The organism is Bifidobacterium mongoliense DSM 21395, from assembly GCF_000741285.1.
Lineage (GTDB): Bacteria > Actinomycetota > Actinomycetes > Actinomycetales > Bifidobacteriaceae > Bifidobacterium > Bifidobacterium mongoliense.
In genome coordinates, this window is the sequence record NZ_JGZE01000026.1 from 38,555 (window position 1) to 53,877 (window position 15,323).

At 65.2% G+C, this 15,323-nt stretch carries 13 protein-coding genes and 3 tRNA genes; 13 read left to right on the forward strand and 3 right to left on the reverse strand.

What is annotated here, in order from left to right:
- Positions 1–66: 66 nt before the first annotated feature.
- The 3 genes from BMON_RS07940 to BMON_RS07950 all read left to right on the forward strand — a co-directional run bounded on the left by BMON_RS07940 (position 67) and on the right by BMON_RS07950 (position 6,838).
- Entirely contained in the window at positions 67–1,392 is a 1,326-nt protein-coding gene (locus BMON_RS07940; protein ID WP_051918025.1) for an MATE family efflux transporter, read from the forward strand.
- Positions 1,393–1,538: 146 nt separating this feature from the next.
- Positions 1,539–3,212, forward strand: a complete 1,674-nt coding sequence (locus BMON_RS10460; protein ID WP_237745387.1) for a variant leucine-rich repeat-containing protein — start codon at positions 1,539–1,541, stop codon at positions 3,210–3,212.
- Between the two features lie 5 nt (positions 3,213–3,217).
- Positions 3,218–6,838: a helicase gene (locus tag BMON_RS07950; RefSeq protein WP_033511809.1), complete on the forward strand. Its 3,621-nt coding sequence runs from the start codon at positions 3,218–3,220 to the stop codon at positions 6,836–6,838.
- Between the two features lie 203 nt (positions 6,839–7,041).
- Here BMON_RS07950 and BMON_RS09335 read toward each other — a convergent pair whose 3' ends face one another.
- From BMON_RS09335 to BMON_RS07970, 3 genes are all read right to left on the reverse strand, one after another.
- A complete protein-coding gene (locus tag BMON_RS09335) occupies positions 7,042–7,626 on the reverse strand; it encodes an SAF domain-containing protein (protein WP_161786302.1) in 585 nt (194 codons plus the stop codon).
- A 371-nt stretch (positions 7,627–7,997) separates the two neighbouring features.
- Positions 7,998–8,189: an FmdB family zinc ribbon protein gene (locus BMON_RS07965; RefSeq protein WP_033511534.1), complete on the reverse strand. Its 192-nt coding sequence runs from the start codon at positions 8,187–8,189 to the stop codon at positions 7,998–8,000.
- Between the two features lie 130 nt (positions 8,190–8,319).
- Complete coding sequence (locus tag BMON_RS07970; protein ID WP_033511813.1) at positions 8,320–8,934, reverse strand: 5-formyltetrahydrofolate cyclo-ligase; 615 nt, start codon at positions 8,932–8,934, stop codon at positions 8,320–8,322.
- 67 nt (positions 8,935–9,001) lie between these two features.
- On the opposite strand from BMON_RS07970, the gene BMON_RS07975 reads away from it, so the two are divergent.
- From BMON_RS07975 to fdxA, 10 genes are all read left to right on the forward strand, one after another.
- Positions 9,002–9,667 carry a GNAT family N-acetyltransferase gene (locus BMON_RS07975; protein WP_420307863.1) on the forward strand — a complete coding sequence of 222 codons (666 nt, stop codon included), beginning with the start codon at positions 9,002–9,004 and terminating at the stop codon, positions 9,665–9,667.
- A 40-nt stretch (positions 9,668–9,707) separates the two neighbouring features.
- Complete coding sequence (locus BMON_RS07980) at positions 9,708–11,222, forward strand: hypothetical protein (protein WP_033511536.1); 1,515 nt, start codon at positions 9,708–9,710, stop codon at positions 11,220–11,222.
- Positions 11,223–11,479: 257 nt separating this feature from the next.
- The gene (gene groES, locus BMON_RS07985; protein WP_033511537.1) at positions 11,480–11,773 is read left to right on the forward strand and encodes a co-chaperone GroES; all 294 of its coding nucleotides are present in this window, start codon (positions 11,480–11,482) and stop codon (positions 11,771–11,773) included.
- A 134-nt stretch (positions 11,774–11,907) separates the two neighbouring features.
- Positions 11,908–12,987 (forward strand): histidinol-phosphate transaminase, encoded by a 1,080-nt coding sequence (locus BMON_RS07990; protein WP_033511539.1) that lies wholly within the window; start codon positions 11,908–11,910, stop codon positions 12,985–12,987.
- Between the two features lie 104 nt (positions 12,988–13,091).
- Positions 13,092–13,173, forward strand: a tRNA-Tyr gene (locus tag BMON_RS07995).
- A gap of 1 nt (position 13,174) precedes the next feature.
- A tRNA-Thr gene (locus BMON_RS08000) sits at positions 13,175–13,246 on the forward strand.
- Between the two features lie 4 nt (positions 13,247–13,250).
- A tRNA-Met gene (locus BMON_RS08005) sits at positions 13,251–13,324 on the forward strand.
- A gap of 45 nt (positions 13,325–13,369) precedes the next feature.
- Entirely contained in the window at positions 13,370–13,540 is a 171-nt protein-coding gene (rpmG, locus tag BMON_RS08010; protein ID WP_033511541.1) for a 50S ribosomal protein L33, read from the forward strand.
- Between the two features lie 65 nt (positions 13,541–13,605).
- Positions 13,606–14,964: an FAD-binding protein gene (locus BMON_RS08015; RefSeq protein ID WP_474843079.1), complete on the forward strand. Its 1,359-nt coding sequence runs from the start codon at positions 13,606–13,608 to the stop codon at positions 14,962–14,964.
- Between the two features lie 31 nt (positions 14,965–14,995).
- Entirely contained in the window at positions 14,996–15,319 is a 324-nt protein-coding gene (gene fdxA, locus BMON_RS08020; protein ID WP_033511545.1) for a ferredoxin, read from the forward strand.
- Positions 15,320–15,323 lie beyond the last annotated feature (4 nt).

Sequence of the window (15,323 nt, forward strand, 5' to 3'; positions counted from 1 at the left end):
CGTGTGTCGAGTAGAGCGCACCTTGCCGGCTTCCAGAAAGCGACCGCCGCCGCACAATACCTGCGGATGACCAGAAGGCCGGTGCCCGCTCTCATCCTTTCGTTGTGTTTCCCGGCGGTGGTCTCCAACCTGGTCACGACCGCGTACAACCTGACCGACACCTATTTCATCGGCCGGTTGGGCACCGCGCAATCGGGTGCCATCGGCATTGCATTCTCCATCATGACGGTCATGCAGGCCTTCGGGTTCTTCTTCGGCAACGGTTCGGGGAATTCGATGAGCCGAGAGCTGGGCAAACAGCATAACGACCGCGCCGCAAGGCTGCTCGCGGTGGGTTTGGCGGGCGCCGTGCTCGCGGGTCTGACGATCGCACTGCTCGGGCTGGTCACGCTGCCCCGGTTGGTGTTCGTGCTCGGCTCGACGCCGACGATCGCGCCCTATGCGATTTCGTACCTGACGCCCGTCCTGTGCGCGGCCCCCATGGTCTGCGGGTCCTTCGCCCTCAACGGACTGCTGCGGTATGAAGGCCAGTCGGTCTTCGGCATGATCGGGCTCGTGACCGGGGCATTGCTCAACTTTCTGCTGGCGCCCCTCTTCATCTTCATCCTCCATATGGGTATCTTCGGCGCTGGGCTGGCGACCGCGGTGTGTCAGACCATCAGTTTCGTGATTCTGGTGACGTTGAGCGCTCGCCTGGGGGTCATCCGGCTGGATCTGCGTCGATGCCGACCCGACGCACTGCTCAATCGCGAGATCCTCGGAGGAGGATTGCCGTCGCTGATCCGACAGTCCGCCGGATCGTTCGCGGCGACCTGCGTCAATCTCGCGGCGAATCCCTTCGGCGATGCGGTGATCGCGAGCATGGCGATCGTCATGCGCGTCATGCTGGGGGCCAACTCGGTCATCATCGGGTTGGGGCAGGGATTCCAGCCCGTATGCGGATACAATTACGGCGCCGGTCGCTTCGATCGGGTCAGGCGAGGCTATTGGTTCTGCGTGCGACTGGCCACCGCGACGCTGCTGGCGCTCGCCGTGGGGATTGGGGTGTTCGCCCCGGACCTGGTGGAGCTCTTCCGCTCCGACCCCGCCGTCGTGAAGGTCGGCTCGGCGGCGTTGCGCATCCAGTGTGTGACGATGGCCCTCGGCGGGTTCAACATGATGTCGAACATGATGCAGCAGACCATGGGCAAGACCGTGATCGCCTCGTTCCTGGCACTGAGCCGGTTGGGGCTGTTTTTGGCTCCCGCGGTGCTGATTCTGCCGCACGTGTTCGGGGTGACGGGCGTCGAGATGGCCCAGTCGGTCTCCGATGTCCTGACGTTCGTGGTCACGATTCCGTTGCAGCGGCGGGTCCTCATGGGGTTGCGTTCGGGTAGGATCACCCGGCATTGATGGGGGTTGGTCACGCGGTGACGGGCGGGGTTCGTATGGTGGAATGCGCGAAAGTTGTCAATTCCTAGGCGCAAACCGCACCCGGTGGCGGAAAACATGACAGAATGGCAGATAGTGTGTGTGGTGGCGAAGGAAAGGCCGGTACGGTGACAGAGCGAATCGAGCGATATTGGATGGTGAAGACCAATGGTGCCGAGCAGATCAGCGTCAGACCGGGCTCCAGTGTCGAGATCGGTCGGCGGCCGTTGCGACCCATGGCCGATGACGGTTTCGTGCGATGGGAAGTGACGGACGAGACCCGCTCCATGTCGAAACGCCACGCGATATTCGCCGTGGACGATGAGGGTGCGGCCCTGGTCCGTGATCTTGGTTCCACGAACGGCAGTTACCTCGTCGGTTCCGACGGTACGCTCAAGCGCCTTGAAGCTGGCACTGATCTGCGGTTGTCCGGTTCTCCGGTGCGCATGCAGTTCGGGGACGTGCCGGTCGATTGCATTCGCATCGACGAGCCGGTCGTCGAGCAGCCCGAACCGGAACCCAAGGTCCCCAACCTCTTTGAGTACGCCGCTTCCGATGAGGTGAGGCAGGAGCCCGACGCTTCGGACATGTCGGTGGACGACATCCTCAACCTGCGTGCGGGCGAGCCGACCACGGCCCTGCGCCAGAGTGCGGTCGCGCACCGACTCGAGGAGGTCGCCGCCGCGGCCGCACGCAGCTTCCCGCCGCAGGACGGCGACGGCGGAGCGGATGCGGATGACGCGGTTCACGATGACGTCGGGCACGCGGGCACTGCTGTCGATGGCAGTGCGGTGACTGATTCCGGCGCAGCGGCGCCCAATATGTCCGCTCACGATGGTGACCACGGTGACGGGGCTTCCAACGCTGAGGATCATGGCGACGGCGCGAGGCCGACTGGTGTGACCGGTGCGGGTGCCTCACGGGAGGACAAAGCGTCCTCCGCCGAATCTTCCGAACAGCAGGTGGATCAGTCTGAACAGCAGGTGGAACAATCGGAAGAACGGGTAGAGCTGTCCGAACAACGGGTTGAACAGTCCGAACGACAGATAGAACAGTCCGAACAGTCTTCCGAACAGCCGGCGGAGCAGCAACTGTCCTTTGCCATCATCCCCGACCGGGACGCGGGTGAGCGCGAAGAACGTGACCTCTTCGTCGACGCGCTCCGTGAGTCCGACGATGATAGAACCGATGGTCCGGGGTCCCAGGTCGCCGACGACGCTGCAGGCGCAGGCGAGGGCGATGCCGAATCCGTCGCCGCACATGCGGCGCGATTGGCCTCCGACGCATCTCATGCCGCTCATTCCGGGAACATCCCGGTACGTGAGGTGTTCGGCGCGCAGGCCTCGGCGTCGCACACCGAAGCCGGGAATGACGAGGATACGAACACGCCGGATGCAGACGTCACGGACACCGGTGCGGCCGCGCCCGCCGACACCTCCGCGCAGGAGGATGCCTCAGCATCGAGGGATGCGTCGGACTTCCCAAGCGACGCCACCGTGGTGTTCACGCCGGCGTTCGAACCGGGGTCGGTGTTCGACCGGGTCACGCACGGGCAATTCGGTCCTCGGGAACCGGCGGTGCAGGTCAATGGCCTGACGTCGGATCAAGCCAAGAGCACTACTGATTTCACGGAGCAATTCGAGATCGCGCGGCACCCGCAGTTGCTGCCGTTCCTGGCCATGAACCCTTCGTTATACGACGATCTGTACGCGTGGCTGTCGGCGCAGGGCAATGCGGATATCGATACGGCGTTGTCCAAGAACGCGGGGTATAGCGAATACCGCACTGCGGTAGGGAAGTGAAGACCATGACTGAAACCATGCAGGTCAATGCCGGTTTGGAACGGATTCGTCGATGGAGCGACGACTATCGCAATGACATGAATCCCTCTCCGTTAGAGGATGTCAGTCAGCTGTCGGCCCAACTCGACATGACCCATGCCCATCCTTCCGGCATCGCCCAGCTGTTTGCGAGCGGGCGGGTGTTGCTCGAGGCGCTGTTCCGCGATGCGGGCATGCTCCGCGCCGCGGGGCGCCGGTTGGAGCGGGTGTTGGACGATCAGGCCGCCAAGCGTCGGATCACCGGGGTGGCGGAGCTCTCGCTCATCGTCGGCATCGCCAGCTGGAAGGGCAACGCCATGCCCGTGCTCATCTATCCGGTATCCGTTTCACGCAAAGAACACGGACGGGAGACCGACGCCACCATACGGTTCACGGGTCACGTCGGGCTGAATCAGAACTTCGTGGCGGCGATGCGCGAACAGGGCATCACGTTGAAAGAGCAGGAGCTGTTCGACGGTTCCCGATACGAGAGCGGTACGCCCGAGACCTCGGCGGTGTTCAAGGCCATCATCGAACAGGGACGAGAGGCGTTCCCCGATTTCGATATCGAACGTGACATCATACTCGGCTGCTTCATCGACCCCGCATCGCAGATTCTGCTGGAGTCGCGAACCTTGGTCGATCGTTTGCAACATGGCCCCAGCGACAACACTGTGCTCGATGCGCTGGTGGGCTACGGCCCGGCCTTGGAGACGCTCAAGGGTGAGACCCTCGAGGAGTACAGCCCGTTCGACGGCGACCCCCATGGGGAATTCGAAGTCGGTGACGTCGACAACAGCGTGCGGTACGCCGCGGCGATGGCCGCCGAAGGCCACAATCTTTTCGTCGATGCGGCCGCGGGTTCGGACACCGCGGCCCAAAGCGCGGCGATCGCCTCACGGTGCATGATGAACGGCCGTTCGGTGTTGTACGTGCCCTGCATCGCGCAGCAACGCCGCAGATTCATGACGGTGATGTCCGCCAACGAATTGTCGGGGCAGGTCCTCGACGTCGCCGACGTCCATGCCGGCACCGGTCTGGACCGCCAACTGATCGAGGCCGTGGGCTTCCAACCGGGCGTGGCCTCCTCGCGCTACGATCAGCTTTCCGACGAGTTGGTCGGCGTGCGTTCGCGGTTGACGCGGTATCTCGGCGATCTGCACGGCGTCAATGCCCAGTGGGGCGTCTCCGCCTATCAGACGATGCAGAACCTCGCCACGATCGCGGCGACGCCGACGCATCCGGCCACCCATGTGCGGTTGAGCGATTCGACCGCCCATGCGCTCATCGGCCACCTGGACGAGTGGGTCGACAAGCTCAAGAAGGCCGGCGAGCTCGGCGAGTATGTGGTGGGGCCGGAGGACACGGCCTGGTACCACGCCTCCATATCCTCCGAACAGGAGGCCGTGCGGTCCTACCAACGGGTCGTCGACGTGTTGCGGAAGCTGCTTCCCGCCACGCGCGAGCAGGTGGCGCTCACGGTCAAGACCTGCGGTTTCCCCATTCCGACGACGGTGCAGGAATGGGGCCGTCAGGTCATCGTCCTGCGCAACCTGCGCCGTGTGCTCGACGTGTTCCAGCCCGAGATCTTCGAGCGCGACCTGGATGCGATGATCGAGGCCAGCAAGCCGAAGGCCGAGCGCAAAGCCGAGGGCACCTCGATGGGCTTCTGGGAGCGGCGCCGGCATGTCAAGGAGGCCAAGAGCCTGCTGCGTGTGGGTGCGCAGGTCGAGGACCTGCATGAAGCGCTCAAAGTCGTGGCGAAGCAGGGCGAGCAGTGGCGCGTCTTCGTGCCGCATGGCGGCTGGCCGGTGCTGCCGGCGAAACTCGACGCGATCCTCGCCACGCAGGAATCCCTCGTCGACAACATCACCGCATTGGATACCGTGCTGGCCACCACGCCGCATGGCGATGGTCTCGAGGCACTCGATTTCAATACGCTGGAGTTGCGGCTCAAGGCGTTGTACGACGACCATCTGGCACTGGATACGGTGCCGGGGCGTTTCCGGCTGGAGCAGGAGTTCCGGTCCGCCGGTCTCGAGGAACTGGTCGATGACCTGCGCAATCGGCATGTGGACATCGACGCGGTCGAAGGCGAGTTGCACCTGTCGTGGTGGACGACGGTTTTCGACGACATCGTCCGTTCGTCGGCGATCATATCCAACCAGGACGGTTTGGCCATGCAGGCGGCGGCCGACCGATTCGCCCAAGTGGATGTCGAGCATGTGCGCTCGATCGGGCCCATGCTCAGGCAGGAGGCCATGCGCCATCTGTCCGATCTGCTGTTCTCCAGAACCCAGGAGGCGAACCAGCTGCATACGGCGCTGGCCGGCTCCTCGAGGATCGCGCTCAACCGCATCGCCCGCGATCATCCGCAGATACTCAAGGCCGCCAAACCGATCGTCGTCGCCACACCCTCGACGCTCGCGGCGCTGACCGACCCGCAGCCGCTGTGCGATGTGGCGATCATCGATGCCGGTGCGCACCTTCCCGCGATACAGTTGCTCTCGATCGTCAGCCGCGCCCGTCAGGTCGTCGTCATCGCCCACCGCAACACCGTGACATCCGACAGCGTGGACGCCCTGATCGGGCTGCTGCCGCGGGTCGAGACCGCCGGCACGCCCTCGGCGCGTTGCCCCGGTCTCAACGCCTTCCTGACCAGCTATGGGTACGGTGAGTTGGCCAACGATGTGGCCGTTGAATCCATGCAGGGCACGGTGCGGATGCATCATGTCGAAGCGACCGGAGCCCCCGTGCTGACCACCGGGTTGGTGGAGAGCAGCCAGCAGGAGATCGATGCGGTCATCGCCATCATCACGGACCGCGCCAAGCAGTTCACCGTGGTTCCCTCCGGGTACATGCTTACGGTCGTGACCTTGACCGCGGTCTTCCGTACGAGATTGGGCGCGGAGCTCAAATCGTTGGCGACGCGCCATGCCGCCATGGGCAAGTTCCTGCGTCACGTCCGGCTGATCGGCATCAACGAGGTCGCGGGCGCGCGTGGCGACGATGTGATTCTCTCGCTGTGCTACGCCAAGACCTCCCATGGTCGTCTGCTGCAGCAGTTCGGTCATCTCGAGACGGCCGGGGGCAAGGGCATGCTGCTCGACGCCTTGGCCCTCGCCCGCCATAACGTCGACATCGTCGCCGCGTTCGGTTCCGAGGATATGGATGATGACCGGCTGCACCAGCCCGGCACCCGGTTGCTCAAGGCGCTCCTGCAGTGGGCCGAGGCCGCCGATGACGATCGTGACCGGCGGCCCGCCGCCGACGCGACGTCGGAGAACGTGCTGTTCAACGACATCGCGGATCGTGTGCGTGCACGCGGCCTCGAGGCGGCCGTGAACTATGGGTTCGACGACGGTCTGCACGTCCCGCTCGTCGTCGGGCTCAAGGACAAGCCCTTCGCCCTAGCGGTGTTCACTGACGATGCGCCCCTGATGGGCATCCAATCGACCAGGTGCCGCCACCGGCTGCTGTTGGAGCATATGGAGGTGCTCGGGTGGTCCGTGATGAGCGTCTGGAGCGTTGGTGCCTTCGTCAATCCCGACAAAGAGGTCGACCGCATCGTTGACCGCATCAGCGAGATCTATCGGGGCGTGCAGTGAGTGGATACGATCCGCGACGACGTCACCCGCGCGGTCACCGCAGGGTTGACCGTGGGGGCTCCGAGCGTTTCGAGGCCGACGGCGCGGACGCGCAGGAGTGCGACCAGCGACCGCAGGCCAACCGGGATCGTGACGACGATCAGCGTATCCTCTCCGAGCTGCCACCCCATTGGGGTGTGTTCAGCGAACGGGCGTAGCGATGCTCACCCGTTTCCGGCATCGGCCCTCAGGCGCGTAACCACGATGACGGTGGCCGATTCCCGTGCGGTGAGCACGCGGCCCGCCGACTCCTGGTCGACGGCGAAGGGCATGGAGGTCATTCCGTCGCCGGCGTTGATTCGTGAGGGGCCCATGACCACGGCCCTGCCCGCCAGCATGTGGCGCTCGTCCGCGCAGCCCTCCCGCACACACGCCTTCGGATCGGTCAGGGCGACCTCATCGCCCGGTCGCAGGTCGGCCACGCTGCCGGATATGGGGATGTCGAGCACGGTGAAGTGTTGCGGCACTTCCGGTACGGAACCCACCAGGCTATGGAACAGCGGTGTTCCGGCGCCGATATCGATTTGGGCCACCCGTCCGACGACCTGCGTGATGGCGCCGAAGGTGCTGCCTTGGCCCATATACACCGGCATCTCGCGTATGACGAGATCACGTGCCGTGATGGTGCGACCCCGCCGCAGATCGTGCGCCGTCATGACCACCGGTCGCGTAGCGACGCCTGACGTTACCGCGGCGAGCGTGAAGAACACGGCCATGCCGGTGCACAGCGCGATCGCGATACGCCGCATCGTGCGCACCATCCTGCGCTGGCGGAGTGTGGGCGACCGCCATACTGCGATCCAGGAATCGGGAATGGGCGAGCGAGTTCCGGCTGGGCCGCGTCGACGTCCGGAGCCTCGGCGCCTCGGGGTGGTGATGATCGTTGCATGCCCTCATCATGGATGACGATGGGGGTTCATCGGGCGCCGGATGGGCGCTGTGGTCGAAGGGATGGCCGCATGCCGCTCCTGGTGTCGTGTCCCGACTCGGGCCGCACCCCTCTGTCTGGGAGTAGGGCTCTGCGGTCGATGGCCTCAGTGACGCAGGCCTCAGTGACGCAGGTAGATCGTGTCCGTCGAGCGGCGGACATCATCCGCGCGTTCGCCGACCTGCGCCGGTGTCAGTCCTTGCCGCCGGAGCGGTCCGTGCGGTAGAAGCCGTGGCCTTTGAACTCTATCGGCACGGCCGAAAACACCTTGCGTACCTGCTCCTGGTGGCATTGGGGGCACACGGTGATGGGGTCGTCGTCGAAGCTCTGATACTGGCTGAAATCGTATCCGCAGTTCTTACAACGATAATGGTAGCTGGGCAAGGCTCTTCCTCCACGCACGGTCAATGACCCGTTGACAATGACATCCGTTCATATCCTAACCCGGGAGGCGACAGCGCCGTTCACCGGGCGCGAAGGGCGCAGTTCGCAGCGTATCGGCTCAGCCCCTCCGTCACAGCCGTATCACATGGTCGACCGGCACGTCGTGACCTTCGCAGGGCACTGCCGCGACGACGATTTCCCAGGGCCAGCACACCGCGACGGTGGTGGCCTCGGGGGAGCGGTGCAGCAGGGCGCGGTCGTACCATCCGGCCCCTCTGCCCAGGCGCAATCCGCGTCCATCGACGGCCAGGGCCGGGATGAGGATCGTGCGTGCGCGGCGCAGGGCCTGCGGTCCGCGATCATCGCCACGCGGTTCATCGGGGCGCAGTCCCCCCGAGGCCATGCGGGGCATGGCCTCCAGATCGCCTGAGCCGGTGTATTCACCCCAGCGGATCTCGCGACCTGTGCCGAGCCGTGGCACGAGCACGGTCAGTCCCCGGGCCAGCCAATCGTCCAAGGTCGGCGTGGTCGGAATCTCGTGCCCCATGGCGATGTAGCCCGCCACCACCGTGCCCGGCCGCAACGCCTCGACATAGCGCGCGGCTCGCCGCGCCAACATGAGGCCGGCCCGCTCGAGCTGGTCCGGGGTGATGTCCCTTCGGCGTCTGAGCGCCGCCGACCTCCAGCGGCGTTTGCGCCGGGCGGTCGTGGAGGGGTCGGTATCCGGATCGTGGTTGCTGCTCATGGTGCCATGGTAAACCGTGGAGGTCGTGTCGGCGCTTTCCCCGGATAAACGTGCCACAATGGGGGCCATGTCGTTCCTGCATCGCCTGCACACCGTCATGGTCCATGCCCCGGTCCGACCCATCGTGATGCCGTCCGTGTTGGCGGCGCCCCCGGGGGCCGTCGGCATTACGCTGCGGCCGATGTCGGATCGTGACCTCCCCGAATGGAACGCCGTGCGCCAGGGCAATCGCGAGTGGCTCGAGCCGTGGGAATCGGGGGATCCGGAACGGGCCGCCGGGATGACCTTCGCCGAGTGGATCGAACGACAGCGGCAGGATGAGCGACAGGGAGCGGCCGCCCAGTTCCTCATCGAATATCAGATGCGGATCGTCGGGCAGATATCCGTGGGCGCCATCAGCTATGGCGCCATGCGGTCGGGAATCGTGGGGTACTGGGTGTCCCGCGATGCAATCGGGCACGGCATCGCCCCCATGGCGGTGGCCCTGTTGGCCGATTGGGCCCTGCTCGACGAAGCGGGACCGCGGCTGCACCGCATCGAGATCGCGATACTGCCCGAAAACCGACGGTCGTTGCGTGTCGCGCAGAAGCTGGAATCGCATCACGAGGGGCTCAGGACGAAGTATATGTTCGTACGTGGCGCTTGGCGCGACCATGAGACCTACAGCCTGCTCGCCGATGATGCTCCTGAGGGGTTCGCGGTGCGACTCATGCGTCGACACGCCCGGGAGTAATTCACCCCAATGGTCGTGCGTTCTTCTATTCTTGGGGATTATGGATTATGAGTCGGTCAGCGGTATCGCGCTTGTCGCCATGCTCGGTATCGCCATGGTCGGCTGGCTGCCGAGACGAACGGTCGACAGCATGAAGCGGGTCATCGAGCACCGTGAGGACAGATTCTCGTCATCGTTGCATCTGGTCGACGAGAATACGGGCACGCGCTTTTCCGATGTGCGTGGCCATGAAGGGGAAGGGGCTGCGATGCAGCATACGCAATCACGGGATTCTGGAATGGCCGTACAGCACGTCGTGAGGATCAGGCGCATGCGGCGGGATGCGGCGCGGCGTCGGCGGATCATCGTGGTGTCGCTGATCGCACTCGCCGTCGTCGTGGCGGTTGCGGCGGTGCTGACGCCGTTCAGCCTGTGGTTCGTGCTCATACCGTGCGCCATGCTCGTCATCGTGCTGGCGTTGGGCGTGCGCGCCTCCCGGCATGCGAGGCAATGGGAGGCTCGTGTCGCGGCCCGTACACGCACGCAGCACCCGAATACCGGCCAGCGGGAGGCGACCGAGGCGTCGGCGCGCGAGGTTGAACGTCGCCGGAGGGCCGCGCTCGCCGGCGGTCGGCCCACTGACGCCGATTCGACCGAAGCGTCTTCCGCGGGTGCGGCCGCTGCCGATGAGGCTCGCCATCGGGGCGTCAAGCACGACGGCGCATCGGTGCATCGTGCCGACGGCGTGGACGCCGCACGGGAACCGGTACGCGATGAGGTCCCGACCAGTGTGATGGGGCAGCGCGAGATCCGTCGTGCGCTTCGGCAGGCACGTGACCATCGGTCGGCGGCGACGGCTGCCGCCGCCCAGGCCGTGGCCGGGTCGGAGTCGCCCGAGTCGGCCACGGTTGCGGCGCAGGCCTGCAAGGCGGCTGCGGGCGTGGTGGGCACGCCGCAGTCGAAGCCCATCTCCGAACAGGGTGTTTCGGCGCGCTTCTTGCCTCATACTGTTGCCGTCCAGCCCCCGGCCGAACTGGTCGTGGAGGGTCCGGTGGCCGCGAACGAGGGGGAGGCCGCCGATGCCACCGACGAACTCGGCGCCGTGCATCCGGCACGCGCACTCAACGCCTTCGATATGGCCGCGCAGCAGGATCTCATCTCATTCTCGCTTGGCTCCGCCAAGGATGCTGCGCCGACGCCGAGCGCCGAGCCGGAGAGCCTCGAGATCAAATCCACGAAGCAGGTCGCAACGGCCCACGCCGTCGATGTCGATCCGGCATCGGCGCAGCCGCAGGCTGCCGACCGGTCCAAGGCTGATCATGCCCAGGCCGACCGGCCCGCAGCCGCGGCATCGTCGCACGCCGCATCGACGGATGCCGCATCGTCGGCCGATCAAGGGCCGTCGTCGGCGGCGGCGCCGGCTCGTTCCTCGGCGAGGACGCCCGCGAAGGCGGCTCCGCTGAATTCACGGGCGTTCCATCAGGGCGAGGTCGAATCCGCGGTCGACGTGCCGCAGGCCACCTCCGATTCCCTGGGGGCCGATCTCGAAGCCGTCCTCGCCCGTCGGGCCTCCTGAACCACGGTCAGGTGCCTGTCGCGCCGCCCGCACGTCGATCGTCGTCGTGCCGGCGGCGTTGGTTTTCGTGGACACCGGTGGTGCGGCGACGCTGTTCACTGAGAGCGTTAGCACTCGAGTTGGCAGAGTGCTAATTTTCGCGCTACCATGAGTCGGTAGCGCAACGGGATGATGCGGACAGTGATCGTCAGCCTCTGAACGCGGTGTCCCTGCGCGGGAATTATCGATTGATCTCTTATAGAAAGAGGAGGTCCACAGTGTCGATCTCACTCACACCGTTGGAAGACAAGATTATTGTCAAGCAGGCCGAGGCCGAGACCCAGACCGCTTCCGGTCTGTACATCCCGGATAACGCCAAGGAGAAGCCCCAGCAGGGCGAAGTCCTGGCCATCGGTCCGGGTCGCCGTGATGATGACGGCGAACGCGTGCCCATGGACGTCAAGGTCGGCGACAAGGTGCTGTACTCCAAGTACGGCGCCACCGAGGTCCACTACAAGGGTGAGGATTACCTCATCATCTCCTCGCGCGACGTGCTCGCCATCATGAACTGATTGCGGTGGGCCCCTGCATGGGGGCTTGCAGAGTCATGCATCACGCGCCATCCGGTCCTGCCGGGTGGCGTTCGTGCGTTCAGGGGTATGCGATCCTTGGCGCATGGGGCGGTCAAGGGTTTAGGATGAGGGGCATGAGCTATCGTCATCGTCCCATCGTCGACACCATTCCCGGATACCGTCAAGGCAAGCCCGCACCGGCGCTTCCCGGTGTGCACAGCTACAAGGTGTCCAGCAACGAGAATCCCTTCGGTCCCCTGCCCAGTGTGACCAAGGCCATCGCGGAACACGCGCTGGAACGCATCAACCGGTATCCCGACATGAGGGGCTGGGAGGTCGTCTCGCGCATCGCCGACCGGTATGGTCTGGCGCCCGAGCAGGTCCAGCTCGGATGCGGGTCCACCGAGATCATCACCCAGCTGGTGTCGCTCGTGGCCGGGCCGGGGGATGAGGTCGTCTACCCGTGGCGCAGCTTCGAGGCCTATCCCATCATCGTCGCCGGCGCGGGTGCCACGAGCGTGCAGGTCCCCAACCGGCCCGATGGGTCGCACGACGTCGATGCCATGATCGCGGCGGTCACCGACCGCACCCGGCTCGTCATCCTCAACAATCCGAACAACCCCACGTCGGCGTCGCTTGCGGACGAGGACGCCCGCCGTGTCGTGGCCGCAGTGCCTGCCGACGTGATCGTGCTCTTCGACGAAGCGTACTTCCAGTTCAACACCGATCCCGATACGAGCGTCGCGAAGGATCTCATGCATGACCATCCCAACATCGTCATCGCCCACACCTTCTCCAAGGCCTATGGCCTGGCGGGGCTGCGCATCGGCTACGCGATGGGCGCCGCCGACGTGATCGAGGGCATGCAGAAGGTCGCGTTGCCGTTCGGCGTCAGTGATGTGGCGCAGCAGGCCGCACTCGCCTCGATGGACGTGCGGGACGAACTGATGCGCCGTGTCGACGACATCGTCGTGGAACGCGGTCGCATGGTGGCGGCGCTGCGCGAGCAGGGGTGGACCCTACCCGAGCCGTACGGCAATTTCTTCTGGCTGGAGCTGGGCAAACGCACCGCTGAGGCCGCCGACCGGTTCACGGCCGTTGGTCTGTCGGTCAGGGCGTTCCCCGACGAGGGAATCCGCATCAGCATCGGCGAGCGATTCGCCAACGACCGGGTGCTCGAGGTATGCGCCGCCTTGCGGGACGAGGGCTTCTGACGTCGGATTTCACGACACGGCGTGTCACAGACTTGCGGATGTCGTGAAGTCGTGCCATTATAACCAAGTTGCCATTCCACGGCTTTGGTCGCGGGAAATGGCATGCCGGATTTCCCAAGCGGTCAAAGGGAGCTGACTGTAAATCAGCCGTCAACGACTTCAGTGGTTCGAATCCACTATCCGGCACGCCTCGATAGCTCAGTGGTAGAGCACTTCCTTGGTAAGGAAGAGGTCGTGAGTCCGATTCTCACTCGAGGCTCTCTGGCGGGGTAGCTCAGCTGGCTAGAGCGTACGACTCATAATCGTAAGGTCAAGAGTTCGAGTCTCTTCCTCGCTACAAAGACCGGGACAACCGGTACCAACGAACACAGAGGTGAACGAAATGGCAAGCAAGAGTGCCGACATCCGTCCGGGTATCACGCTGGCATGCACCGTGTGCAAGGAGCGCAACTACATCACGACGAAGAACCGGCGCAACACGCCCGATCGTCTTGAGATCGAGAAGTTCTGCCCCCGCTGCGGCAAGCATACGCTGCATCGCGAGACCCGTTGATCTCTGAACCACACGTTTGTGAAGAAGCCTGACTCCGGTCAGGCTTCTTTCATATCATGGCACCTATGAGCAGCACCAACCCCTCCTTCAGCGACCTCACGACCATCGGCGTGGGCGGTCGCATCGCACGATTCGTCGAACCACGGTCACGAGAGGCGATGATCGACACCCTCCGGGAGGCCGATCGGATGGGCTCTCGGCTGTGCGTCCTGGGTGGCGGGTCGAATCTGCTGGTATCGGACGAAGCGTTCGACGGTGTGGTCGTGCGCGACGCTCGCCGGACCATCGAGGTACTGGAAACCCGGGTTTCGACCGCCGGGCCCGTGCATGACGACACCGTTCAGGTCCGTGCACAGGCCGGCTGTCATTGGGACGACTTCGTCAGCCGCTGCATTGCGATGGGCCTGGCCGGCGTCGAGGGCCTGTCCGGCATACCCGGCACTGTGGGCGCGAGCGTGGTGCAGAACATCGGGGCCTATGGCCAGGAGGTGTCCACCAGCGTCGACGAGGTCGAGGTCTGGGACCGTCTCGCAGGTCGCATCGCCCGCATGAGCCGTACGGATATGCGTTTCGGCTACCGCGTCTCGGCGTTGAAACGCAGCATGCTGGCCGGTGCGGCAACCCCCTCGCCGACCTCCACATCAGCTTCCGTGCCGGTTCCATCGTCGGCTTGCGCACCGGATGTGGCCGTTGGCGAGGCCGGGCATGCCGATTATGCCGGCCGGACCGGTCGCAACCGGTTCTTCCCCAGCCCGCGGTACATCGTGCTGAGCGTCACCTTCCTGCTGCGGCGTGACGTGCAAGGTGTTCTGGGATATGGCCAGCTTGCCTCCGCGTTGCACGCCGAGGTGGGGGACAGGATGCCCACCGCGGCCATACGCGCCGCCGTGCTGGCCGTACGCGCCGCCAAGGGGATGCTGGAGGATGCCCACCGCTACGAGCAGCCGTTCATGCGCGGTGTCGTCGACGAGTCGAATCTGCGGGCGGCGGTGTCGGCGCAGAGCGCCTGCACCGGTTCCGACGGGCCGGACTACGACCGACACAGCTGCGGCAGCTTCTTCATGAACCCCGTACTGACTCCCGACGAAGCGGCGACGTTGCCGCCTCAGGCCCCGCGGTTCCCGGCGCGCGACGATGCGGGGAGGGAAGCGGTCAAGACCTCCGCCGCCTGGCTCATCGACCATGCGGGGTTCCACAAAGGGTTCTCGGTGGGGAGCGGCGCGACCGCCAGCCTATCCACCCGGCCACACCCTGGCGCTGACCAACCGCGGCGGCGCGCGCGCGGCCGACGTGGAGCGCCTCGCCCGCGCGGTCCAGGAAGGTGTGCAGGCGAGGTTCGGCGTGCATCTGGTACCCGAACCCGTGGTCGTCGGACTCGCCCTCGCATGAGCCTCGCGCCTGTTCGGGTCGTCCATCGCGGGTAGGCTGGACCCAGTTCGAACCGAGGAGGTCGTCATGGCATATGTAATCGCTCAGCCCTGCGTGGACGTCAAGGACAAGGCCTGCGTCGACGAGTGCCCGGTCGACTGCATCTACGAAGGTGTGCGCTCGCTGTACATCAATCCGAACGAATGCGTGGATTGCGGTGCATGCGAGCCGGTATGCCCCGTCGAGGCCATCTTCTACGAGGATGATGTGCCCGAGGAGTGGGCTTGGTACAAGGACGCCGCGGTGAGCTATTTCGACGAGATCGGCGATCTGGGCGGTGCGGCCGATGCTGGTCCGTTGGGCAAGGATCCCGCCGGCGTGACGGCGCTGCCGCCCCAGAGCCGGGCCTAAGAGC